The sequence below is a fragment of the Pseudomonas sp. AC355 genome (assembly GCF_979258205.1).
The window spans coordinates 2007689-2030589 of record NZ_OZ409843.1; the positions used below are offsets into that span (position 1 = coordinate 2007689).

Below are 22901 nucleotides of genomic sequence, written 5' to 3' on the forward strand. Positions count from 1 at the left end.
CGGCGAAGACCAGAAGCATCATGAGCGTCATACGTCGTCCTCGATTTGATGTGCGCGAACAGCAAGGGGATCACCGGCATACAGCAGGTGAACCAGCGTGGTGAGTGCGGTGAGGGCAAGGCCGACGAAGCCAACGATCATGGCAAGATACGCCCACTTGGCCGAGATTCCGGTGACCGGATATATCTCACCACCAGTGATCTCGATCACATCGAGACCAACCCACGCCAGGTAGAAAAAGGTGGCGCAGATCAAAGCTTGATGGCCGACCAGCAACACCCGATTGCCACCTCGACCGATCCAGCTCTGGATGGCGGTGACGGCGATGTGCTGACCGCGTTGGGCAGCCAGCACGATGCCGCCCATAACCAACCAGGGGAACAAGATGTTGGGCATCTCGGTGGGCCAGCCCATGCCCTGATTGGTCAGGTAGCGCACGACCACCTCGGCCATCAACGATGCGAACATGGCCACCAGCGCGGTGATCACGGCGACCACGCTGAGCGCCACGATCACGTTGTCCATCCACCTCGCCATCTGCGCCAGAGCGCCGGACTGCAACGGCTCGTTGCTGGAGGTTTGGACGGCCATCATTGCTTACCTGCTTCCGAAACCATCAGCTCCACCAGCTCGGGGTATTGCTTCGTCCACTTGTCGTAGACCGACTTGGTCTTGGGGGCGAATGCGGCCTGGTCAATTTCGTTGATCTCCACACCGGCCTCGGTCAGCTTGGTCCGCAGTTCTATATCCGCCGCCAGCGACATCTCGCGATTCAGCTTGCCGGCTTCCACCGCCGCTTCCTTGATCGCCGCCTGATCGGCCTTGGATAGGCCGGCCCAGATCATTTTGCTGGCCAGCAGCGGCGTGGTCTCGTACTTGTGCCCGGTCAGCGAGATGTACTTCTGCACCTCGTAGAGTTTGGACGAATAGATGTTCATCAGCGGGTTCTCCTGACCATCGAATACCCCCTGTTGTAGGGCGATGTATAACTCGGAGAAGGCCAGCGGGCCTGGGTTGGCACCCAGTGCCTTGAAGATGTCCAGGGTCATGGCATCTGGTGGGGTGCGCACCTTGATGCCCTGCAAGTCTTCGGGTTTTACGATCGGGCGCTTGTTGTTGCTGGTGTGTCGGATGCCGTTATCCCACAGCGCCAGTACCACCAACCCCTTCTTGTTGGCGGCCTCATCGAGCTTTGCACCGACCGGGCCATCGACCACCTTGTAGGCATGTTCAAGATCGCGGAACAGGAAAGGCAGGCCGACCACGTTGAACTCCGGCACCACACCTGCAGTGCTGCCCTGGGAGTTGGTGCTGAAAGCAAGGGTGCCCAGGCGCATATTGGTCAGCGATTCGACATCATCGCCGAACTGCGCGCTGCCGCCCACCTCGACCTTGACCCGACCTTCGGTCTTCTGCTCGACCAACTCGGCGAACTTCAGGGATGCCACCGCCTTCGGGTTGCCCGGTGCGGCGTTATGGGAGAGGCGCAGCACTTGCTGTGCCCAACTGGTGGAGGCAGTAGCCAATGCAAAGGTTGCGGCCACAGCAATCAGTGTCTTTTTCATGAGCTTTACCTTGCGTTTCTTATTGATATTGTCTGCATGTCTTGCTTGTTGCAGGTCGTCCGTGCGGACCTTATGACAGTGCCCGCACGTGGCCAACCCGGTGCTGCTCAACCGTGGATGAGCATGCCACCGTTGACGTCAATCACCGCTCCGGTGATGTACGCCGACAGGTTCGAGGCGAGGAAAAGGTAGGCACCTGCTACCTCCTCGGCATTTCCCAGGCGATTGAGCGGGATGCTAGCGGCGATCTCGGCCTTCTGCTGATCGCTGAGCTTGCCGGCGCTGATATCGGTCTGGATCAAGCCAGGGGTCACGCAGTTGACGCGGATGTTGCTCGGCCCGAATTCGCGTGCCATGGCCTTGGCGAGCCCCAGCACACCGGCCTTCGCCGCCGAGTAGTGCGGGCCGCCGAGGATGCCGCCACCACGCTGAGCCGACACCGACGACATGCAGGCGATAGAACCACTGCCCTGCGCCTGCATGTGCGGAATAACGGCCTGAGACAGGTACAGTACGCCACGCAGGTTGACATCGAGGATGCGATCCCAGCTCGCCGGATCGATTTCCAGAGTCTTCACCGGCTGGGTGATGCCGGCGTTGTTGATCAGTACATCGATCTGGCCGAAATCGGCGATGGCGCGTTCGGCGGCCTTCAGACAGGCGTCCTTGTCCGTCACGTTGCAGGCATAGCCGCGATGCTCGAGGCCGATGGCAGCCGCTGCTTCGACAGCGGCTCCTTCATCCAGGTCGAGAATTGCCACCTTAGCGCCGTGACTGGCGAACAGGCGAGCGGTGGCCAGGCCGATGCCGCGCGCCGAGGCCGCGCCCGAGATCATGGCGACCTTGCCATCGAGAAGAAGAGCGTTGTTCATGCAAAATTCCTTGCGGTGGCGCCGGTAGCCGGCGCGTAGAGAGAGTGGTTAGCGGGACGCCGCGGTCAACCGAGCCAGCCCTTTATGGTTGCCGACATCGCCTCGGTAGAAATCCCGTAGCGGTCATGCAGGGTCGGCAGCGCACCGGCATCGAGGAAGGCATCGGGCAGTGCAATCTGACGAAACTGCGGGGTCACGCCGGCAGTCAGCAGCGCCGTCGCGACGGCTTCGCCGAGCCCGCCAACCGTGCTGTGGTTTTCCGCCACGACGACCAGGCGTCCGGCGCGACCTGCTTCACGCAGGATGGTCGCCACGTCGAGCGGCTTGATGGTCGGTACGTGCAGCACGCCGACGTCGACCTTGTCCGCTTGCAATGCCTTGGCCACTTCCAGTGCGCGCATGGTCAGGATGCCGGACGAGATCACCAGCACATCTCGGCCGTCGCGCAGCATCTTGGCCTTGCCCAGTTCGAAGCTGTAGCCGTACTCGTCGAGCACCAGCGGCACGTTGCCGCGCAGCAGGCGCATGTATACAGGGCCGTTGTGGTTGGCGATCTGCGACACGGCCTGTTCGGTATCTAGGGCATCGCAGGGGTCGACAATGGTCATGCCTGGGATGCCACGCATTAACGCGATGTCCTCGGTGGCCTGGTGGCTGGGCCCGTAGCCGGTGGTGAGGCCAGGCAGCGCGCAGCACAATTTGACGTTGAGGTTTTCCTCGGCGATCACCTGGTGCACGAAATCAAAAGCGCGACGGGTACCGAACACCGCGTAGGTGGTGGCGAACGGCACGAAGCCTTCCTTGGCCATACCGCCGGCTGCGGCCATCAGCAACTGCTCGGCCATGCCCATCTGAAAGAAGCGATCTGGGTAGGCTTGGCCGAACAGATGCAGGTCGGTGTATTTAGCCAGGTCAGCGGTGAGGCCGACTATTTCGGGGCGGTTGACGGCCAGTTCGACCAGGGCCTTGCCGAACGGAGCTGACTGCACGCGCTGCCCTTCAGAGGCAATCGACGCGATCATCGCCGAGGTGGTCAGGCGTGTTTTTTTGACGGTGGTGCTCATTGGGCAGCTCCCTGGGCTTGGTCGAGAATGTCGAGGGCCTGCTGCCACTCAGCCTGGTCGACACGAATGAAGTGATTCTTCTCACGTGCTTCGAGGAACGGCACGCCTTTGCCCATCAGGGTGTCGCAGAGGATCACGCGCGGTTTGGCTTCGGTGAGATTGCGCGCGGTGTCGAAGGCAGCGATCACCGCAGCGAGGTCGTTGCCGTCAACGCGCTGTACGTGCCAGCCGAAGGCTTCCCACTTGTCGGCGAGCGGCTCGAAGCCCAGCACCTTGGTCGAGGGACCGTCGGCCTGCTGGTTATTGATGTCGACCAGGCAGATCAGATTGCCCAGGCTGTGGTGGGCCGCGCTCATAGCGGCTTCCCAGGTTGAGCCTTCATCCAGCTCACCATCGGACATTGAGTTGTAAACGAAAGCCGGGTTGTCCTTAAGGCGCAGGCCGAGGGCTATGCCAACCGCGATAGGCAACCCCTGACCGAGCGAACCGCCGGACATTTCCATGCCTGGGGTGTAGGTGGCCATACCCGACATCGGCAAGCGGCTGTCATCGCTGCCGTAGGTCTCGAGTTCTTCTTCGGGGATGACTTTCGCCTCGATCAGTGCTGCGTAGAAGGCGATGGCGTAGTGGCCGTGGGATAGCAGGAATCGATCTCTGCCCTCCCAGTCCGGGTCTTCGGGTCTCAGCGTCATCGCATGGCAGTAGGCTGTTGCCAGGACATCGGCATAGCCCAGCGCCTGGCCGACATAGCCCTGTCCTTGCACTTCGCCCATCCGCAGCGCGAAACGGCGGATGCGGTAGGCACTTTCAGCGATCCTGGCGTGGATCGGTGAGATACTATTTTGCACGGCATTCTCCTTATTATTAGTTCGGCGTTGCAGTTCGCTGGAAGGTCATCATTCGTCCTATTTGGCAAATGAGCCGTCGCACTGCGTCTCTCACTTAGCAGCGCTTTTGGCGAGTAGAAGAGAGCCTATTCCCTTGCTTTTTCGTGCTCAAACGAATAGTTATGACGGATAGGTGAACTGAGCTCATGTGAAACTCAATGCACAATCGGATATCTCTTAAGGCTGTACAGGCTTTCGAAGCCGCGGCTCGGCTGTCGTCATTTGCACTGGCGGCTGAAGAATTATTCGTGACTCCATCGGCGGTCAGCCATCAGGTAAAGTTGCTCGAAGAGCAGTTCAGCGTCCGTCTGTTCCACCGTGTTCACCGCGCAGTGGTGCTGACCGATGCAGGGCGCATCTATGCGGAAGAGGTCTGCGCTTCGTTTGCGAAGATAGAGATGGCGACGCGCGAGTTGGGGCGTACGGCCAAGAGCGATATCCTGACCGTGCACTCGACGCCCAGCTTTGCCACACAATGGTTAATGCCACGTCTCGCACGCTTCAGCGCTGTAGCGCCAGACATCGACGTACGACTCAACGCCTCTTATCCGCCCGCCGCGGATCTGTTGACGCAAGGGGTGGATATCGACATTCGTTATGGCATGAAGCGACTTCAGCCCGCAGGGACGATGGTGTTGCCCTTCCCGCCGGAGACTATCGTGCCCCTCTGTGCTCCTTCGCTGGCAGAAGAGCCGCATCTAATCCGCGCGCCCGAAGATCTGCGTCATCACACATTGATCCATAGTGAGGTGTGCTTGGTGAGCTGGCGAGACTGGATGCGCCAGCACCGCAAGGTGCCGCTCGACATCTCGCGCGGGCCCCGTTTCGATCGCTCTTTCATGGCAATCAGCGCAGCGGTCGACGGTCTTGGGGTGTGCCTTGAAAGCCTGTTGCTCGCGCAGCGAGAGCTTGAGACGGGCCGCCTTGTTGCACCACTCGGGCTCACTGGACCTAAGGTGCAGGGCTATACGTTTAACGTGCTGAAGTCGCGCGCTGAGCTGCCCAAAATACGCAGCTTTCAGGAGTGGCTTTTTAACGAGCTCGAAAGCCGCGTCCCACGGATGTAAGCTTACGACCGCAATTAACCGGCGGTTAGCAAATTCTGACCTTCGATTAGACGTGGTGTAACTGAAAAACATAACAGTGTTGCCCATTTCAGGCGAGCGCGTGCACCAGGTCATAGCGGGGTAAAACGGGGCTACTTGTCCTGATCTGGTTGCTAACCCTGAGGACTGCTTTTAGAGACGGATTCAACCGGTGGCTTCCACCAAGAGTAGACGCTTGGTCTCAGGCGCAAAGCCCTTTCCCACCGACGCCCTAATTCCCAAGTAGGAGTCGAACCAGCTTAGGGGATGCTTAGTGATAAGACTTAATAACTGCCACGCCGCAATTGTCTACACTTACGAAAGTGCGGGTCGCATTAAATTCTTTTGCGACTCCGTTTTTTGTTGAATATTGTACCTTGTGAGAAAACTCAAAAACACCGTCACCGGCGCCTCCGACACGCTCCCAGAAGCCAAACCAATCACCTTCGAGCAAACCCATGTACGACTACAGCAAGCTGGATTGGCCTTGAAAAATTCTGACTCACTAGGGTAAATCAGCAACTTGAAATTCCCCCTCATAAATTCATGACCAACCATACTTCCATTACTATTTTTTTCAATGTACGCCATCTCATGAAAATCAGTAGAGTCTTGATTTTCTAAATATTCATCTACTGCAATATTCAAGCGCTCATCTGTGGTTAGCTTAACGTCATGCACTTTTCCTGCACTAACGCAGTATCCTTGATAGTTATGAACCCCAACGTAAGCCCAGCTTCCGAAAGCATAAAAAACCAACGCCGCCACACAAAGCATGAAAACAAAAACAACTCTCCAAACAACTTTCACTGGCATCAGTTGCCTCCTTGCAGCGTTAAAAATGCGACGCGAGCACACATCCATACAGGGCAAACAGGACGGACTTACTATTTATGCACCGATGTTGCCCAATACATAAGTCTGCCCCACCTCCCCATCAACAGCGCCTAGATCAGCGTAGATCGCGCCTGGTCTGCGTAATCTTCCTCCCCACACTCAACGCGATTGCGCCCTAACATCTTGCCTCGGTAGAGCGCGGCATCGGCTTGCTGCATTGTTTCGTCCAGCGCTTGCGTACTGGTGAAGTTATCCGAAACGCCGATGGTTGCCGTACAGCGGATCGGTTGGTGCAGGCCGATGCCAGGCACTTCGATTTGCTCGATTGCCGTACGCATGCGTTCTGCCAGCTGCCTGGCACCAGCCCCGTCAGTGCCGAGGCAGACGACCGCGAATTCCTCTCCGCCCAGCCTGCAGGTCAGATCGCCTTCGCGGGCGGTAGCGCTGAGAGCCTCGGCAACATGGCACAGCACGAGATCGCCCACTTTGTGGCCGTAAGTATCGTTGATGCGTTTGAAGTGATCGATATCCACAATGAACACGTACGCAGGCCCGGCCGTTCGGGAGCGGAAATGCGCGTCCAGCCCATCCGTCAGCCCGCGCCGATTGAGCAATCGGGTGAGCGGGTCATGTGCGGCCATGCTGCGCAGCTCGTCGGTAAGGCGGCGCAGAACCAACCAGACGACACAGGGAGGAAGCACCGTACCCAAGAACGACATGTAAATGTAGAAGATCTTCTGGAAGCTGGTGTTCATGTCGAGCGCCTCCAATCCCCCGCCGAGAATCATCACCAGCTTTGCCGCATTCAGGGCACAGATGCCGCCGATCAAAACGGCAAACACGACCATTTCGACGCGCAGATCCCTGGCCAGGTTTTGTCTGACATGGAGAGCCGTCGCTGCCATGGCCAGAAAAAGCACCGCGCACGAACCCGCCAGCAACGCATGGCGTGCCTCCAGCCCGAGCGTCGATTGCACCAGCAGTTGCACTGCCGTGTAGGTGCCTGCCAGCGTGAGCAGTGGCCGCCATACCGAGGTTGGGCGGCCAAAGAAACGCATGGCGCCCAGGACATACGCAACGGGGGCGCAGAGCGTCAATGTGTGGTTGACGACACTGATCACCCCACCACTCGCAGGCCCACCGAGCAACTGCAAGATGTAGGCGAGCCCCAGCAGAAGGTTGCCTAGTGCAAAGACATCCATGCCCAACTTCTTGCCGCTCAGCCGGGTACTGATCAGCAGGAACATCACGCAAAAACACAGTAGGTGCACGCAAAGCATGCCAAGGATGACGGTGGTGACCATGGGTTCGCGCATGTGGAGAAAGGGTAGGAGCCGGGCAATGAAGGGGTGGCGAAAACGCGCGCATCCCGCTTTAACGCACTCGGCTATCTAAGGCTGTAAATAGTAATCGCATATAGCCATATCAGGGCAATCAATCAACTCGCGGTAAGGCCAAGGCTACGAGGACGGGGACGGGGACGGCCGCCTCTAACGCCCTGAGGGGTTTGGCACAAACTACCGGCATTGTGTGACCAGCATTGCATCGCTCCGAGGTCGACGCGCCTGCATCGGCTAAGGCTTGCCACTCCCCCACTCTAAAACCAACGTTGGAGAATAGTAGCAATGCGCCCTACCCGCTTCATGTTGGCTTCTTTCACTGCGGGATGATTCACGCGCCCCGAGCATTGGTCATGTGTTTTCGTCGCTCATAAAAAAGCCCGCCACAAGGGCGGGCCAGGTGACCTCCCCCTAGCCGGGAAGGTCGACGACATCAGCTATCAGGAAGCCTTGCCAGCGGTTTCGCCAGGCAGGGTCACGATATCCGGACGACCACCGGAAGCCAGCTCGCGCTGCAAGGTGTCTTCGTCCAGCTCTTTACACCACTTGGCGACCACGATGGTGGCGACGCCGTTACCGACCAGGTTGGTCAGGGCGCGGGCTTCGGACATGAAACGGTCGATACCCAGGATCAGTGCCAGGCCAGCGACCGGCAGGTGACCAACCGCAGAGAGCGTAGCGGCCAGGACGATGAAACCACTTCCGGTCACGCCGGCTGCGCCCTTGGAGGCCACCAGCAGCACCAGCAACAGGGTGATCTGGTGAGTGATGTCCATCGGCGTGTCAGTGGCCTGAGCGATGAACACCGCGGCCATGGTCAGGTAGATCGAGGTACCGTCGAGGTTGAAGGAGTAACCAGTAGGAATCACCAGGCCGACGACCGACTTGTTGGCACCGAGTTTTTCCATCTTGGTCAGCATGCGTGGCAGCGCCGACTCGGACGACGAGGTGCCCAGCACGATCATCAGTTCTTCACGGATGTAGCGGATCAGGCGCAGCACGCTGAAACCGTGAGCGCGGGCGATGCCGCCGAGAACCACGAGCACGAAGAACACGCAGGTAATGTAGAAGCAGATCATCAACTGACCGAGCTGTACCAGCGAGCCGACACCGTACTGACCGATGGTGAAGGCCATGGCGCCGAAGGCACCGATAGGCGCGAGCTTCATGATCATGTTAATGATGCCGAACATCACGTGAGCGATGCGATCGATGAACTCGAGCACCGGACGACCGAACTCACCCATGCGCTGCAGGGCGAACGCGAAGATCACCGAGAAGAACAGCACCTGGAGGATGTCGCCGTTGGCGAACGCACCGACCACGGTGGACGGGATCACGTTGAGCAGGAAGCCGATGGTGCTCTGCGCTTCACCCGCCTGGGCGTAAGCAGCGATCTTGCTGGCATCCAGAGTGGCTGGGTCGATGTGCATACCGACGCCTGGCTGCACGACGTTGACCACGACCAGACCGATGATCAGCGCAATGGTGGAGACAACTTCGAAATATAGCAACGCGTAACCGCCGGTCTTACCGACGGCCTTCATGTCCTGCATGCCGGCAATGCCGCTAACGACGGTGCAGAAGATGATAGGCGCGATGACCATCTTGATCAGCTTGACGAAACCATCGCCGAGCGGTTTGAGGGCAACGCCTGTTTCTGGGTAGAAGTGACCGAGAAGGATGCCCACGGTGATGGCAACCAGCACCTGGACATAGAGCATTTTGTAGAACGGTTGACGGACAACATCGTTCGCTGTGGCAGTCATGGTGAATCCTCGTGGGCGCGGCAATGACATCCTGCGACGTCCGCACCACCTTTCTTGTTTAGGCGCCAACCCTCCTGACCTGAAGGGATTTGTTATAGGCACGCTTATCGCGACCTTGAACCTGCAAAAGCAAGCGCCATGCCACACAAGAAAAACTGGATAAACCTTTGATAAACAGGCCTTTTAGACAAGACCTTTGCGTTGCAAAGAAAGCATTTGGCGGTTTTCCGCACGGTGCCTCAGGCAAGCGTGGCGGATTCCCACCAAAGCAACTGAAGAACGTCTCGGGCGTGTTCGGGCTTACTGTGACGGCCTACCACTCGGTGAGTCGGGGAGACGCTCGAAGCGACTCTAGATCCGCACCCGAAACGCCGCGCCGCCCAGTTCGGAGTCCTCAAGAAATAGCTCACCTTCGTAGCTCTCGAGGATATCTTTGACCACCGCGGTGCCGATGCCCTGCCCCGGATGTTGAGCATCCAGACGCTCACCACGGCGCAGAATGCGCTCGCGCTGGTTGACCGGCACACCAGGCCCGTCGTCTTCTACACACAGCTGGCAGACGCCATTTTCGATACTGGCGCAAATCCGCACCTGGCCCAGACACAGCCGGTAGGCGTTCTCCAGCAGGTTGCCAAGCAACTCGAGCAGCGCCGCGCGTTCCATGGGGATTTCCAGCCAGGGCTCGAACTGACGCTGCACCGTCACCTGTTTGTCGCGGTAGACCTTGTCGAGGGCATCGCAGAGGTTGTCCACCACACCGGCCATGGACACTCGGTGGCGCACCAGGCCGCTCTTGCGCAGGCTGGCCCGCTGCAGCTGATAGCCGATCTGCTGGCTCATGCGCTCGATCTGCCCCTGCAGGATCTGCGACTGCTCACGGTTTTCCGGCTTGGCGGCGATCACCTCGGCGGCGCCCTGCAATACCGACAGCGGAGTTTTCAGGCTGTGCGCCAGGTCGTCCAGGGAGTGACGGTAGCGCTCGCGCTGCTGACGTTCGCTATCGAGCAGGCGGTTCAGCGAGCCGGTGAGGCGCAGTAATTCGCGGGGATGTTCGTCGCTGAGGCGCTCGCGTGTGCCACCCTCCACTTCGTCCAGCTCCTCGCGCAACCCACGCAGGCTGCGAAATCCCCAGGTCAGGCCGAACCACAAGAGGCCGAGAAGCAGCAACAGGGCGCCACCGAGCCACAGGTAGAGCTGCGTCATGAAATCGTTGTAAAGGGCCTGCGTGTCGCTGGCCGGCTGCATGGTGACGATGCTGAAAGCAGCGCTCTCACCGCGCAGCAGTTTGATCTCCACGTCATAGATATAGAACTCCCGGCCCTGGCGATCTATGACGCGCAGCAGTTCATCACCACGGCCGTCATAACGCGGCATGTAGGACACGGAAATGTCCCGTGTCGAGGGCGACTGCCAGACCAGGCGCCCGCCACGGTCATAGATGAAGCCCAGCAACTGGGCGTCGGGAATGTCGAATTCCTCGTCAGGCAGCTTGCTCGGCATGCGTAGCTGGCCGTCGTCGGTGCGAGCCGCGGAAATCAGCGCGCCGGCGTCGGCGGCCAGGCGTTTCTCGACGGATTTTTCCAGGGCGATCAGGAAGGCGCCCCGCAGAGCTGGCAGCAGTGCCAGCATGAACAGCACCGCCAATACGGTGCTGCCAAACATCAGGCGCAGACGCAGGGAGGAAATCCAGCGGCCTCGCAATCGCCTGAAGCCTGGTGTCATCGGCAGCGCTCGGTGAACAGGTAGCCCTGACCACGAACCGTTTCGATGGGTTTGAAGCCGTTGCTGCTTTCCAGCTTGCGGCGCAGACGACCCACCAGCACTTCGATCACGTTGGGATCGCGCTCATCGTCATCGGGATACAACTGCTCGATCAGGCGTTCCTTGGGCACCACCTGCTGATGGTGGCGCATCAGGTATTCGAGGATGCGGTATTCGTAGGCGGTCAGGCCCATGCCGGTACCATCAATCAGCGCCTGCTTGCGATTCATGTCCAGCAACAGGGGGCCGGCTTCGATGGTCGACTGAATAAAGCCGGAGGATCGGCGTAGCAATGCATTCAGGCGCGCCTCCAGCTCTTCGAACTGGAATGGCTTGACTACGTAGTCGTCAGCGCCCGATGCCAGGCCTTCGACCTTGTCCTGCCAGTTGCCACGGGCAGTCAGGATCAGGATGGGAAAGGTCTTGTCACGGCTGCGCAACTGGCGAATCAGATCCAACCCGCTGATGCCCGGCAGGCCGAGATCGACCACGGCCAGATCATGGTGGTATTCATCGACGCGATACAGCGCCTCTTCGGCGTTGGCGACCGCGTCCACCACGTGGCCCTGTTCGCCGAGTCGGGTATACAGATGGTGACGCAACAGCGCCTCATCCTCCACGACCAGCAATTTCATCGTTGCATGCCCTCTTCATCAGGAGTGAAGCCGGGTCACCCGTCGAGGTGACCCGAACCCTCTACAACAGATTTAGAACTTGTAGTTGGCACCCAGATACCACTGACCGCTGCTATGCAGGTCGAGGGAGCCGACCTTGCCCTGCTCGTGCGGGGCGAACTCGGTGCTGGCGTTGGTGCGCAGATAACGATAGCCACCTTCGACGGAGGCATTTTCGTTCACTTCCTGCAGCAGCCCAGCCTGCAGACCGGCAGCATACCCGACATTGGTATCACGCGAGACACCCGGGCTGTTCTGCTCCAGTTTAACCAGACCCAGCGTGCCACCACCGAACAGCTTGGTGCCGTTCTCGTTCAGCGGCAGGAAGGCGTCGTAGCTGCCGAGCAGGTTCTGCTGGCGCAGCTTGAGGCCGTTGTTACTGCCGGAGATGTATTCGTAGGTCGCGTAGTAACGACCAACGTCATTCTGTTGGCCGGCACGAACACCCCAGGTGCTGGTGTTGTTGATGACGCTGTCGAAGTTCGGATTGCCCATATTGGCGTTAAGCGCCGAGGACTTCTGGATGTTGTTGCTGGTCTGGCCCCAGGTCAGGCCAGCGAAGTTGTTGTCGGCGTGGGCAACTGTAGCAGCGCCGAACACCATGGAAGTCGCCAGAGCCAGCTTGGTAAGAGTCGATTTCATGAGATGCCTCTCGAATGGCAGTGGGTGAATGAAAAACTCGAGAATCATCTTGCCTGGCGTCGACTGAACCTCTCCTGAACCCTTCCTGAACCCCGCCTGAACACCCCACCCACTCCCCGCTTCGGTGGTCTGCCACGGAAAAACCACGCGGGATATTGATTCGCATCACTACCTCACAGGTCAGTGAGATTAAGGTCGAGGCCTGGCCAGTGGCGAAGCCACCTGCATCGACTGCCACAACGACATCGCTCACAAGCTGCCTGACATGAGCGGCGTACACGGCTGGTAAGGACGTGGCTGGCGCGGCAGAATGCCGGCCATGAATACAGCCCACCTGCCCCGCTGCTGCAGCCCTCTCGACGATCACTGGCCGTTCTCGCGGCCGTTAGTTGGTGCGCAACTGATCAGCACGCATTTCGACTCCGCGCTAGTCGATGAAACCGACTACTCGGCCGCTGGCGTACCCCCGGTTCGCGGCGTCGCCAAGCGTCAGGCAGAACACCTGGCAGGACGCGTGTGTGCTCGCGAGGCCTTGTATCGGGTAACGGGCGTGGCAAGCGCGCCAGCGGTCGGTGAGGATCGCGCGCCCCAGTGGCCGGAACAGGTCAGCGGCTCGATCACCCACGGCCAGGGCTGGGCAGCCGCAATCGTTGCGCCAACGCAGCAATGGCGCGGCTTGGGTTTGGATGTCGAGCGGCGTCTGTCGAGCGAACGTGCCGAGCGGCTGGCGGGTGAAATTCTCACCGCAGACGAGCTAAGCCGCATCACGCATCTAACGTCCGAGCAGCGGGCTTGGCAGATCAGTCTGACTTTTTCCCTCAAGGAAAGCCTGTTCAAGGCGCTCTATCCGCTGGTACTCAAGCGCTTCTACTTTCAGGACGCTGAGCTGCTCAGTCTCGACCGCACGCAGAGCACCGCACGTTTGCGCCTGCTGATCGACCTGAGCGAAGAATGGTCAGCCGGTAGCGAGCTGACCGGCCTGTATGCCGAGCGGGACAATCAGCTGCTCAGTCTAGTGGCCGTCGCAGCGGATTGATCAACGGCTCCTGTAGCCTGCGGTTGAGCGCAGCGATACCCAGGAGGGGATTCACATAACAAGCCGACTTCAATACGGCTCCCGGGTATCGCTTCGCTCAACACCGGGCTACCTGAACTGATCCCAGCATACGCAAGGAAACGTCAACAGCGCCGGGGGCAAATCCGATAAACTCGGCGTATTGCCGTCCGGAGTGCCCCATGCGCGAAGAACTGAACCAAGGCCTGATCGATTTCCTCAACGCCTCACCTACCCCCTTTCACGCGACCAGCAGCCTGGCCATGCGCCTAGAGGCAGCTGGTTATCGTCACCTCGATGAACGCGCGCCCTGGCAAACCGAGCCCGGTGGCCGTTACTACGTGACGCGCAACGACTCCTCGATCATCGCCTTCAAGCTGGGCATGCGCTCACCTCTCGAAGGCGGTATCCGGCTGGTTGGCGCCCACACCGACAGCCCGTGCCTGCGCGTGAAGCCGAACCCGGAACTGCAACGCCAGGGCTTCTTCCAGCTCGGCGTAGAAGTCTACGGCGGCGCTCTGCTCGCGCCCTGGTTCGACCGTGATTTGTCCCTGGCCGGCCGCGTGACTTACCGCCGCGATGGCAAGGTGGAAAGCGACCTGATCGACTTCTACCAGCCTATCGCCGTGATCCCCAGCCTGGCCATCCACCTCAACCGCGAGGCCAACCAGGGCTGGGCGATCAATGCGCAGAACGAACTGCCGCCAATCCTCGCCCAACTGGCGGGCAGTGAAAGCGCCGATTTCCGCGCCCTGCTCAGTGAGCAGTTGGCCATGGAACACGACTTTAACGCCGATGCGGTGCTCGATTACGAACTGAGTTTCTACGACACCCAGAGCGCCGCGGTAGTTGGCCTCAATCAGGACTTCATCGCTGGCGCGCGCCTGGACAATCTGCTGTCCTGCTACGCCGGCCTGCAGGCCCTGCTGGACGCCAGCGACGATGAAACCTGCGTGCTGGTCTGTACCGATCACGAAGAAGTCGGCTCCAGTTCGGCCTGTGGCGCCGATGGCCCGATGCTCGAGCAAGTGCTGCGCCGCGTGCTGCCGGAAGGCGATGGTTTCGTGCGCACCATTCAGCGTTCGCTGCTGGTTTCCGCCGACAACGCCCACGGCGTGCACCCGAACTACGAGAGCAAACACGACGGCAATCACGGCCCCAAACTCAACGCCGGGCCGGTGATCAAGATCAACAGCAACCAGCGTTACGCCACCAACAGCGAAACCGCCGGCTTCTTCCGTCACCTGTGCCTGGAAAACGAAGTGCCCGTACAGAGCTTCGTGACCCGTAGCGACATGGGCTGCGGCTCGACCATCGGCCCGATCACTGCAAGCCAGCTCGGCGTGCGTACCGTGGATATCGGCCTGCCGACCTTCGCGATGCACTCGATCCGCGAACTGGCCGGTAGCCAGGATCTGGCACACCTGGTGAAAGTACTCGGCGCCTTCTACAACAGCCATGACCTGCCCTGAGGCCAGCATGATCGAACATATCCGCAACAGCCTGATCGAAGCCCAGCGTGCGCTCGATGCATTTCTCGGCAACGAGCAGACGCTGGCCAATATCGAACACGCCGCCAACTTGCTGGTGACCAGCTTCGAGGCCAAGGGCAAGGTGTTCTCCTGCGGCAATGGCGGCTCCATGTGCGACGCCATGCACTTCGCCGAGGAGCTTACCGGGCGCTATCGCAAGAACCGCCCGGGCATCGCTGCGGTATCGATCAGCGACGCCAGCCATATCAGTTGCGTGGCCAACGACTTCGGTTACGACCACATCTTCTCGCGCTACGTGGAATCCCACGGCCGTGAAGGTGATGTGCTGCTGGCCATCAGCACCAGTGGCAAGAGCCCCAACGTGGTCAAGGCCGCCGAAGCGGCCAAGGCACTGGGCATCAAGGTGATTGCTTTGACCGGCAAACCCGGCTCGCGGCTGGAAAGCCTGGCCGACGTCAGCATCTGCGCGCCGGGCGGCGATTTCGCCGACCGCACCCAGGAGCTGCATATCAAGGTTATCCATATCCTCATCGAGCTTGTAGAACGCCAGCTCAGCCCTGAAAACTACGCGTGAGTGAGGTGCGCCGTCGGTTGAGGGCGCTCCTTGAAATCCCGCCCGCGTGATGGAGAACTCGCGCGTGATCCGCCTCAACAATCTGCTGCCCCATCTACTGGTTCTGCTCCTTCTGGCCCTGCCCTACTCTGCCGTTCAGGCGGCGGGCATACCGGGTCTGTTCGGCACGGGCAGCAGCGGCAGTAGCCAGACTCAGGCGGATCAGCCGCTGGATCGTTCGCTCGATGAAGTGATCCAGTCGCTGGAGAACGACAAGCAACGCGCGCAACTGCTCAATGACCTCAAGACCCTGCGCGACAGCACACAAAAAACCCAGCCGGATACCCCCGATGGCGTGCTCGGGCTGATCGGCAGCACCCTGACGGGCATCGAAAAGCAGTTTTCCGGCGACCATAGCCCGCTGGCGCGCTGGCAGCTGGAGATCGGCCGTAGCCAGGACGAGCTGGCGGCGCTGATGCCGGAAGCTGGCGAGCGCCTGGCGCTAGTCAGCAACTTCGCCCTGATTCTCGGCATCTGGAGCTTACTGGCCTTCGGCCTACGAGCCCTAAGCCATCAGGTGCGCCTGCGTTTCGGCCTCGCCGAAGAACTGCCGCAGAACCCGCGGCCCACCGACCTGCTGCGCTTCGCCCTGCGCAAGCTCGGCCCCTGGTTCGCCGCACTGCTGATCACCGGTTACCTGAGCTATGTGCTGCCAGCCTCGCTGGGCCGCGACCTGGCCATGGTGCTGGCCTACGCCCTGGTGATCGGTACCTGTTTCTCGGCAATCTGCGTGATCGCCTTTTCCCTGCTCGACGGCCCGCACCGGCGCACGGCCCTGAATATTTTGCGCCGTCGCGCGTTCCACCCACTGTGGCTGATCGGCAGCTTCGCGGCCTTTGGCGAAGCGCTCAGCGACCCGCGTCTGATCGCCAGCCTGGGCGCCAACCTGGCGCACACCACCGCGACCCTGACCAACGTGCTGGCGGCGCTGTGCACCGGCCTGTTCATCCTGCGCTTCCGTCGGCCAATCGCCCACCTGATGCGCAATCAACCGCTGGCTCGTCGCCTCAAACAGCGCGGCATCAGCGAGACAGTGGAGCTGCTCGGCAGCTTCTGGTACCTGCCGGCCCTGGCGCTGGTGGGCATTTCACTGGCGGCCACCTTCGTGTCCGCTGGCGACACCAGCACCGCCTTCCGGCAATCGCTGGTCTGCACCGTGCTGCTGGTGACCTGCATGGTCATCAATGGGCTGATTCGCCGGCGCATGCACAAGGCCCGTTTGCGCCATCGTCGCCATGCCGCCTATTTCGAGCGTTTCCAGAGTTTCTTCCACTTCCTGCTGAGCCTGATCATCTGGTTGTTCTTCATCGAACTGGGGCTGCGCGTGTGGGGGCTTTCGCTGATCCGCTTCGCCGAGGGCGACGGCCACGAAATCAGCATGAAACTGTTCGGCCTCGGTGCCACCCTAGCGTGCGGCTGGCTGGTGTGGATTCTCAGCGACACGGCGGTGCATCACGCCCTGACACGCTCACGCAAGGGCCAGACCAACGCCCGCGCGCAGACCATGATGCCGCTGATCCGCAACGTGCTGTTCATCAGCATCTTCATCATCGCGTTGATCGTCGCCCTGGCCAACATGGGCATGAACGTCACGCCGCTGCTCGCGGGCGCCGGCGTCATCGGTCTGGCCATCGGTTTCGGCGCGCAGTCGCTGGTAGCGGATCTAATCACCGGGCTGTTCATCATCATCGAGGACTCACTGGCCATCGACGATTACGTCGACGTCGGCGGCCACCTCGGGACTGTCGAGGGCCTGACCATTCGCACCGTGCGCCTGCGCGACATCGACGGCATCGTGCACACCATCCCGTTCAGCGAGATCAAGAGCATCAAGAACTACTCGCGGGAGTTCGGCTACGCCATCTTCCGCGTCGCGGTGCCCCACGACATGAACATCGACGCTGCCATCAAGCTGCTGCGCGACGTGGCCAGCGAGCTGCGCAACGACGTGCTGATGCGCCGCAACATCTGGTCGCCACTGGAGATCCAGGGTGTGGAAAGCTTCGATTCGGGCAACGCGGTACTGCGCGCGCGCTTCAAGACCGCGCCGATCAAGCAGTGGGAGGTGTCTCGTGCCTTCAACCTGGCGCTCAAGCGGCACCTGGACGAATCCGGCCTGAGCCTGGCAACGCCGCGCCTGAACATCCAGATGAGCGCCGTCAGCCCGACCAACTACGGTCCCCAGCCGGACGCTGACTGACAACGCGACCCCGCTCACATCCAGAACAGGATCATTCGGCCTCCTGCGCACGGCCTGACGTACTTTCCGCTACCATGGCGGCACATTTTTCCAACCGATAGGGACATCTCATGGATATCTCCACCCTCATCATCATTGCCGTACTGGTCGCGGTGGTGTTCTACGTGATCAGCATCTACAACCGCCTGGTCAACCTGCGCAACCGTTACCAGAACGGCTTCGCGCAGATCGAAGTGCAGCTCAAGCGCCGCTACGACCTGATTCCCAATCTGGTAGAAACCGCCAAGGCGTACCTGTCCCACGAGCGCGAAACCCTGGAAGCCGTGGTTGCCGCCCGGAACGGTGCGGTGGAAGGCCTCAAGCAAGCCTCGGAGAATCCCGGCGATGCCCAGAGCATGAACCTGCTGGCCAACGCTGAAGGCGTGCTGAAGAACGCCATGGGTCGCCTCAACGTGACGGTCGAGGCGTATCCGGATCTCAAGGCCTCGCAGAACATGCAGCAACTCAGCGAGGAGCTGAGCAGCACCGAGAATAAGGTGGCTTTCGCTCGCCAGGCCTACAACGACGCGGTTACCGCCTACAACGCCTATCGTCAGAGCTTCCCGCCGGTGGTACTGGCCGGCGCCTTCGGCCATGGCAGCGATGCCGCCCTGCTGGAGTTCGCCGACAGCGTGGCGATCCAGGAAGCCCCGAAAGTGTCTTTCTAAGCGCGGCGGATTAGATGGACTTTTTCGAACAACAGGATCGGGCCAGGCGCAACAGCTCACGCTTGGTCATGCTGATGATACTGGCGGTGATTACCCTGATTGGCACCACCACCCTGGTGATTGCCATTGCCTGGCAGGTCTTCCAATACGGTAATTACAGCCTGCAGGCGCTCAGCGGCGAGCTGCTCGCCAGCGTGGCGGTAGTCGTGATCGGCGCTGTGTTCCTCGGTTGGGCATTCAAAGCTCTGCAGTTGCGATCAGGCGGCAAGGTGGTTGCCGAACGGCTCGGCGGGCGCTTACTCAACCTGAACCCGCAGGGCCTGCACGAGCAGCGCGTGCTCAACGTGGTGGAAGAAATGGCGCTGGCGGCTGGCACGCCGGTGCCACCGGTGTATCTGCTCGAGGAGCCCTCGATCAATGCGTTCGCTGCCGGATTGCGGCCGGAGAACGCAGTGATCGGGGTGACCCGCGGCGCCATCGAAAAGCTCAGCCGAGATGAGCTCCAAGGTGTCATCGCCCACGAGTTCAGCCACATCCTGCATGGCGACATGCGTCTTAATACGCGTCTGGTAGCGGTGCTGCACGGCATTCTGCTGATCGGTCTTATCGGTGAACTGGTGCTGCGCGGCGGCAGCCACACCCGTCACGCGCCGCGCAGCAGTTCCAACGACAAGGGCAAAGGCAATGCCGTCGCGCTGGTTATGGTGGTCGGCCTGGCGCTGTTGATCATCGGCTACGCCGGTACCTTCTTCGGCAACCTGATCAAGGCGGCGGTGAGTCGCCAGCGCGAGTTCCTCGCTGACGCCTCGGCCGTGCAGTACACCCGCAACCCTAACGGCATCGCGGGAGCGCTGAAGAAGCTCGGCGGCGGATCGCAGATCGAAGCCGGGCATGCCGCCGAGTACAGCCATATGTATTTCGGCCAGGGTCTGGCGCTGAGCAAGATGATGGCCACTCACCCGCCACTGGAAGAGCGCATCCGCCGCATCGATCCCAACTGGGACGGCGTGGTGCTTGGCAACGAAGTATTCGAACGCCCCGCTCGCCCATCAGCGAACGTCCAGGAGGAAACCTCAGGCTTCAGCGCTGCTGCTGCGGGCGTGGCCATCGCCAGTATCGGTGAGCCGCAGTCGCTGCATATCGAAGAGGCACGCGAGAGCCTGGCGCAGATCGACGAGCGTCTACGTAATGCGGCTCATGATCCTCACGGCGCCCTGGCGATCCTTTATGGCCTGCTGCTCGGCCGTGATGCCGACACGTGCCAGCAACGCATGACCTGGATGCAGGCCAACCTGCCGCCGCTGCTGTCTGATTGGCTGCTTGAATTGGAACCGATGCTGGAGCAGTTACCGGACGGCCGACGTCTGCCGTTACTGGAACTGGCGATTCCGGCACTCAAACAACTTGAGGCCCAGGATTTCGTCAGCCTCAAACGCGACATCGGTACCCTGCTGATCAGCACGAAACAGCTGGATCTGATCGAATGGGCGCTGCTGCGCATCGTCGAACGCAACCTGGGTATGCAGCGCGCCGTTCAAGGCCGCTTGCCGCTAGCGGCATTGGGCACCGAAAGCTGTGTGCTGCTGGTAGCGCTGTCGCGGGCTGGCAATGCCAGCGAAGAAGCGGCTACCGAGGCGTTCCAGGCGGCCTGGAGTACCCTGCCGTTTACCCCACGGGTATTTGCCGAACAACCGCAGGCGAGCATCACTCAGTTGAACGATGCCCTCAACCGCCTCAACCAGATGCGTCCACTGCAGAAGCCACAGTTGCTCAAGGCCATGGCCCGTTGCATCGAACACGATGGCCGCATCAGCGCCAGCGAAGCGGAACTGATGCGTGCAGTCGCCGACACACTGGACTGCCCGATGCCGCCGCTGTTGAGTGATGCTCAGGCTTGAGTGCCAGGGTGATAAGCCACTAGCCATTCATTCGCACTCGGTGGAATGGCTGCTATTGGTGGGCTGAAGCGGATCGCCGCCCGGCCCACCCTACGTTAGGAAGACGGCGCCTGCGTAGGGTGGGCTTTAGCCCACCAAATCTATGCTAATCCTGCTTAGAGGCCTGACCGCCCCGCCGCGCCAAACACCTGCGTCCAGTAGATGGTCGCCTGGCTCTGCGGGTTGCTGGCGTAGGCGGCGCCCATGTCGCGAAAGTCCGGGTTCATCAGGTTGTAGCAGTGCGAAGGGCTGGCCAGCCAGCCTTCGACCACCTGCTGCGCACGGCCCTGGCCGGCAGCGATGTTCTCGCCGATCACCGTCCAGGCATAACCGGTTGAAGTAGCGCGAGCACCCACCAGGCTGCGGTCGCTGCCCTGGTGGCTGAACAGGCTGTTCATCGCCATGTCGCGGCTGTGGGTCAGCGCGGCTTGGCCGAGAGAATCGTTCCAGCTCAACGGCTCGGCGGCATCGAACGGCTGATCGCCACAACGCCTTGCAGTGCCCCGCGCTTCATTGACCGCCGCCAGAATCGCCTTGCCTTCTTCCTGCCAATCGCCAAGGCGTGCCGGTAGTAGCGCGCGACCGAGTACCACCTGCCAACTATTGCCTTCGTGCAACACGCCGACATCAGCAAACTGGGCATCCAGCAATTGCGCGCAGTACGATTGCCGCAGCATGGCCATGGCAGCCTCGGCACTGTCCGGCCCCGTCACCCTGATCAATTGCACGGCCTCTGGCTGGTAACCGGCCTGTTGCAGAGCCTGCTGCAGTTGCTCGGACGAGTTGACCTTCTGGCCTGCCAGACGCCTGTCGGGTGCCAGCGGGCCGGCCGCCGGGCTCGGCTGCCCATCGCACCCCTGCCCTGCTTCCCGGTAGCCGTTGATCAGCTTGGTCAGTTGCACCGCATCATCAGCCCATGCGCTACTGGCGACGCTCGCGCATAACAGCATCACCACAGCGGCCACTTGCCGAACGTGCTTGGGTGAATCACTCATCCATGCTTCCTCTTAATCCGCACTGCCTATCTGTTCATGGACAGTGGCTTAGGCCAAACGCTTCACTCAATCGCCTGATCAAAGCGAAACCGCGCTAAACTCGGGCCCATGATTGTCACCGAAACCACCTTATCCCTCGACCCTGAATCCCTGCTGGAGAGCCTCTCAGGCACCGATAACCTGCTGATCATCCAGGATCTGGATGGCGTCTGCATGAGCCTGGTGCGCGATCCGCTTACCCGTACCCTGGAGCATCGCTACATCCTCGCGGCCCGCGATCTGGATGGTCATTTCCAGGTGCTCACCAATGGTGAGCATATCGGCAATCGTGGTGTGAACAGCCTGATCGAACGCGCCGTCGACACGCCCGGGCAATGCCGGGAACAGGGTCTTTACCTGCCAGGGCTGGCTGCTGGCGGGGTACAACTACAGAATCGCCACGGACAGGTCTCTCACCCAGGCGTCAGCGCCGCAGAGCTGGCCTTTCTGGCTGCGGCGCCTCAACGCCTGAGCGAGTCGCTGCAGCAGCTGCTGAGCCAGCCACCCTACAGCCTGGCCAAGCCGCTTATTGATCAACTGCTGGCAAGCAGCGTGCTCGACAACCCGGTTTCGCCCACTCTCAACCTGAACGCCTTCCATCACCACTGGCACGAAAGCCCAGCGCTCTACGCCCGCTTGCAGGTGGATAGCGCAGACCTCGTACAGGCGTTGCTCGAAGATGCCGCCAGGCAAGGACTGCAGCAATCGTTTTTCATCCACTACGCACCCAACCTGGGGCGGGATGCCGAGGGCCGCGAACGCATGCGGCCAGCGAGCGCCAGCAATGCCGGCACCACGGATCTGCAGTTCATGCTACGCGGCGCCGTCAAGGAAGCTGGCGTGCTGGTGATCCTCAACCGCTTTTACCAACAGCGCACTGGAAACTATCCACTGGGCGAGGACTTCAACGTACGCCAGGCACCCACCAATATCGACGCGCTATTGCAACTGGCCCGCGAGCGCTTCGACCCGCTGCATATGCCGCGCCTCGTCGGAGTCGGCGACACCCTGACCAGCTCTCCGCTCGAGGCCAATAGTGGCGCAACAGCCTGGCTGCGCGGCGGCAGCGACCGTGGCTTTCTCACCCTGGTGCAGGACTTGGGCACCGCGTTCGGGCAGGACAATCGCGTGCTGTATATCGACAGCAGCCGTGGCGAAGTGCAGCGCCCAGGCGTGGATGCAAACTACCTGCGTGAACACCCGGCGGAGCCCTGGCCGGCACTGCTGGGCATCACCGATCCCCAAGACCCGCTGCGCCTGAACAGCATTTTCAGCGGTGGGCCCGAGCAGTACATTGATTTTTTCTGCGCGCTGGCGAAGGCACGTCGCAACCGCTGACTCCTGAATTTCAGAACCTTTGTCACCGC

20 protein-coding genes and 1 pseudogene are annotated in these 22901 nt (G+C 60.7%); 9 read left to right on the plus strand and 12 right to left on the minus strand.

Annotated elements, in window-relative coordinates; genetic code table 11:
• Window positions 1–27: 27 nt before the first annotated feature.
• The 5 genes from ACZ0AI_RS09530 to ACZ0AI_RS09550 all read right to left on the minus strand — a co-directional run bounded on the left by ACZ0AI_RS09530 (window position 28) and on the right by ACZ0AI_RS09550 (window position 4349).
• Window positions 28–594, minus strand: coding sequence for a TRAP transporter small permease (locus ACZ0AI_RS09530; RefSeq protein WP_463565529.1), 567 nt, complete (start codon window positions 592–594; stop codon window positions 28–30).
• Window positions 591–1565 (minus strand): TRAP transporter substrate-binding protein, encoded by a 975-nt coding sequence (locus ACZ0AI_RS09535; protein WP_463565530.1) that lies wholly within the window; start codon window positions 1563–1565, stop codon window positions 591–593. The genes ACZ0AI_RS09530 and ACZ0AI_RS09535 overlap by 4 nt, the downstream gene beginning before the upstream one ends.
• 107 nt (window positions 1566–1672) lie before the next feature.
• Window positions 1673–2437, minus strand: a complete 765-nt coding sequence (locus ACZ0AI_RS09540; RefSeq protein ID WP_463565531.1) for an SDR family NAD(P)-dependent oxidoreductase — start codon at window positions 2435–2437, stop codon at window positions 1673–1675.
• Window positions 2438–2502: 65 nt separating this feature from the next.
• The gene (locus ACZ0AI_RS09545; RefSeq protein ID WP_463565532.1) at window positions 2503–3501 is read right to left on the minus strand and encodes a transketolase family protein; all 999 of its coding nucleotides are present in this window, start codon (window positions 3499–3501) and stop codon (window positions 2503–2505) included.
• Complete coding sequence (locus ACZ0AI_RS09550; protein WP_463565533.1) at window positions 3498–4349, minus strand: transketolase; 852 nt, start codon at window positions 4347–4349, stop codon at window positions 3498–3500. Before ACZ0AI_RS09550 ends, ACZ0AI_RS09545 begins: the two co-directional genes overlap by 4 nt.
• A gap of 197 nt (window positions 4350–4546) precedes the next feature.
• On the opposite strand from ACZ0AI_RS09550, the gene gcvA reads away from it, so the two are divergent.
• Window positions 4547–5455: a transcriptional regulator GcvA gene (gene gcvA, locus ACZ0AI_RS09555; protein ID WP_463565534.1), complete on the plus strand. Its 909-nt coding sequence runs from the start codon at window positions 4547–4549 to the stop codon at window positions 5453–5455.
• A gap of 333 nt (window positions 5456–5788) precedes the next feature.
• Here the strand turns inward: gcvA and ACZ0AI_RS09560 are convergent, their stop codons facing one another.
• The 6 genes from ACZ0AI_RS09560 to ACZ0AI_RS09585 all read right to left on the minus strand — a co-directional run bounded on the left by ACZ0AI_RS09560 (window position 5789) and on the right by ACZ0AI_RS09585 (window position 12496).
• Window positions 5789–6289 (minus strand): hypothetical protein, encoded by a 501-nt coding sequence (locus tag ACZ0AI_RS09560; RefSeq protein WP_463565535.1) that lies wholly within the window; start codon window positions 6287–6289, stop codon window positions 5789–5791.
• 131 nt (window positions 6290–6420) lie between these two features.
• On the minus strand, window positions 6421–7614 hold the full coding sequence (locus ACZ0AI_RS09565) for a GGDEF domain-containing protein (protein WP_463565536.1): 1194 nt from the start codon (window positions 7612–7614) through the stop codon (window positions 6421–6423).
• Window positions 7615–8090: 476 nt separating this feature from the next.
• Window positions 8091–9419: a dicarboxylate/amino acid:cation symporter gene (locus tag ACZ0AI_RS09570; RefSeq protein ID WP_463565537.1), complete on the minus strand. Its 1329-nt coding sequence runs from the start codon at window positions 9417–9419 to the stop codon at window positions 8091–8093.
• Window positions 9420–9770: 351 nt separating this feature from the next.
• On the minus strand, window positions 9771–11141 hold the full coding sequence (locus ACZ0AI_RS09575) for an ATP-binding protein (RefSeq protein ID WP_463565538.1): 1371 nt from the start codon (window positions 11139–11141) through the stop codon (window positions 9771–9773).
• Window positions 11138–11815: a response regulator gene (locus ACZ0AI_RS09580; RefSeq protein WP_463565539.1), complete on the minus strand. Its 678-nt coding sequence runs from the start codon at window positions 11813–11815 to the stop codon at window positions 11138–11140. Before ACZ0AI_RS09580 ends, ACZ0AI_RS09575 begins: the two co-directional genes overlap by 4 nt.
• Before the next feature lie 72 nt (window positions 11816–11887).
• On the minus strand, window positions 11888–12496 hold the full coding sequence (locus ACZ0AI_RS09585; RefSeq protein ID WP_463565540.1) for an outer membrane protein: 609 nt from the start codon (window positions 12494–12496) through the stop codon (window positions 11888–11890).
• Window positions 12497–12698: 202 nt separating this feature from the next.
• Here ACZ0AI_RS09585 and ACZ0AI_RS09590 point away from each other — a divergent pair.
• The 7 genes and pseudogenes from ACZ0AI_RS09590 to ACZ0AI_RS09620 form a co-directional block, all read left to right on the plus strand.
• Window positions 12699–12785: pseudogene (locus ACZ0AI_RS09590) on the plus strand (NapC/NirT family cytochrome c); the annotation flags it as partial.
• Between the two features lie 21 nt (window positions 12786–12806).
• Entirely contained in the window at window positions 12807–13532 is a 726-nt protein-coding gene (locus tag ACZ0AI_RS09595; protein WP_463565541.1) for a 4'-phosphopantetheinyl transferase family protein, read from the plus strand.
• A 200-nt stretch (window positions 13533–13732) separates the two neighbouring features.
• Window positions 13733–15022 carry a M18 family aminopeptidase gene (locus ACZ0AI_RS09600; protein WP_463565542.1) on the plus strand — a complete coding sequence of 430 codons (1290 nt, stop codon included), beginning with the start codon at window positions 13733–13735 and terminating at the stop codon, window positions 15020–15022.
• 7 nt (window positions 15023–15029) lie between these two features.
• Window positions 15030–15617, plus strand: coding sequence for a D-sedoheptulose 7-phosphate isomerase (gene lpcA, locus ACZ0AI_RS09605; protein WP_463565543.1), 588 nt, complete (start codon window positions 15030–15032; stop codon window positions 15615–15617).
• A 49-nt stretch (window positions 15618–15666) separates the two neighbouring features.
• Entirely contained in the window at window positions 15667–17856 is a 2190-nt protein-coding gene (locus tag ACZ0AI_RS09610; RefSeq protein WP_463565544.1) for a mechanosensitive ion channel family protein, read from the plus strand.
• 110 nt (window positions 17857–17966) lie between these two features.
• Window positions 17967–18563, plus strand: a complete 597-nt coding sequence (locus tag ACZ0AI_RS09615; RefSeq protein WP_463565545.1) for a LemA family protein — start codon at window positions 17967–17969, stop codon at window positions 18561–18563.
• A 14-nt stretch (window positions 18564–18577) separates the two neighbouring features.
• The gene (locus ACZ0AI_RS09620) at window positions 18578–20461 is read left to right on the plus strand and encodes a M48 family metallopeptidase (protein ID WP_463565546.1); all 1884 of its coding nucleotides are present in this window, start codon (window positions 18578–18580) and stop codon (window positions 20459–20461) included.
• A gap of 155 nt (window positions 20462–20616) precedes the next feature.
• On the opposite strand, the gene ACZ0AI_RS09625 is transcribed toward ACZ0AI_RS09620, so the two are convergent.
• Window positions 20617–21495, minus strand: a complete 879-nt coding sequence (locus ACZ0AI_RS09625) for a CAP domain-containing protein (protein WP_463565547.1) — start codon at window positions 21493–21495, stop codon at window positions 20617–20619.
• Window positions 21496–21603: 108 nt separating this feature from the next.
• On the opposite strand from ACZ0AI_RS09625, the gene stpA reads away from it, so the two are divergent.
• Window positions 21604–22872 carry a glucosylglycerol 3-phosphatase gene (stpA, locus tag ACZ0AI_RS09630; protein WP_463565548.1) on the plus strand — a complete coding sequence of 423 codons (1269 nt, stop codon included), beginning with the start codon at window positions 21604–21606 and terminating at the stop codon, window positions 22870–22872.
• Window positions 22873–22901 lie beyond the last annotated feature (29 nt).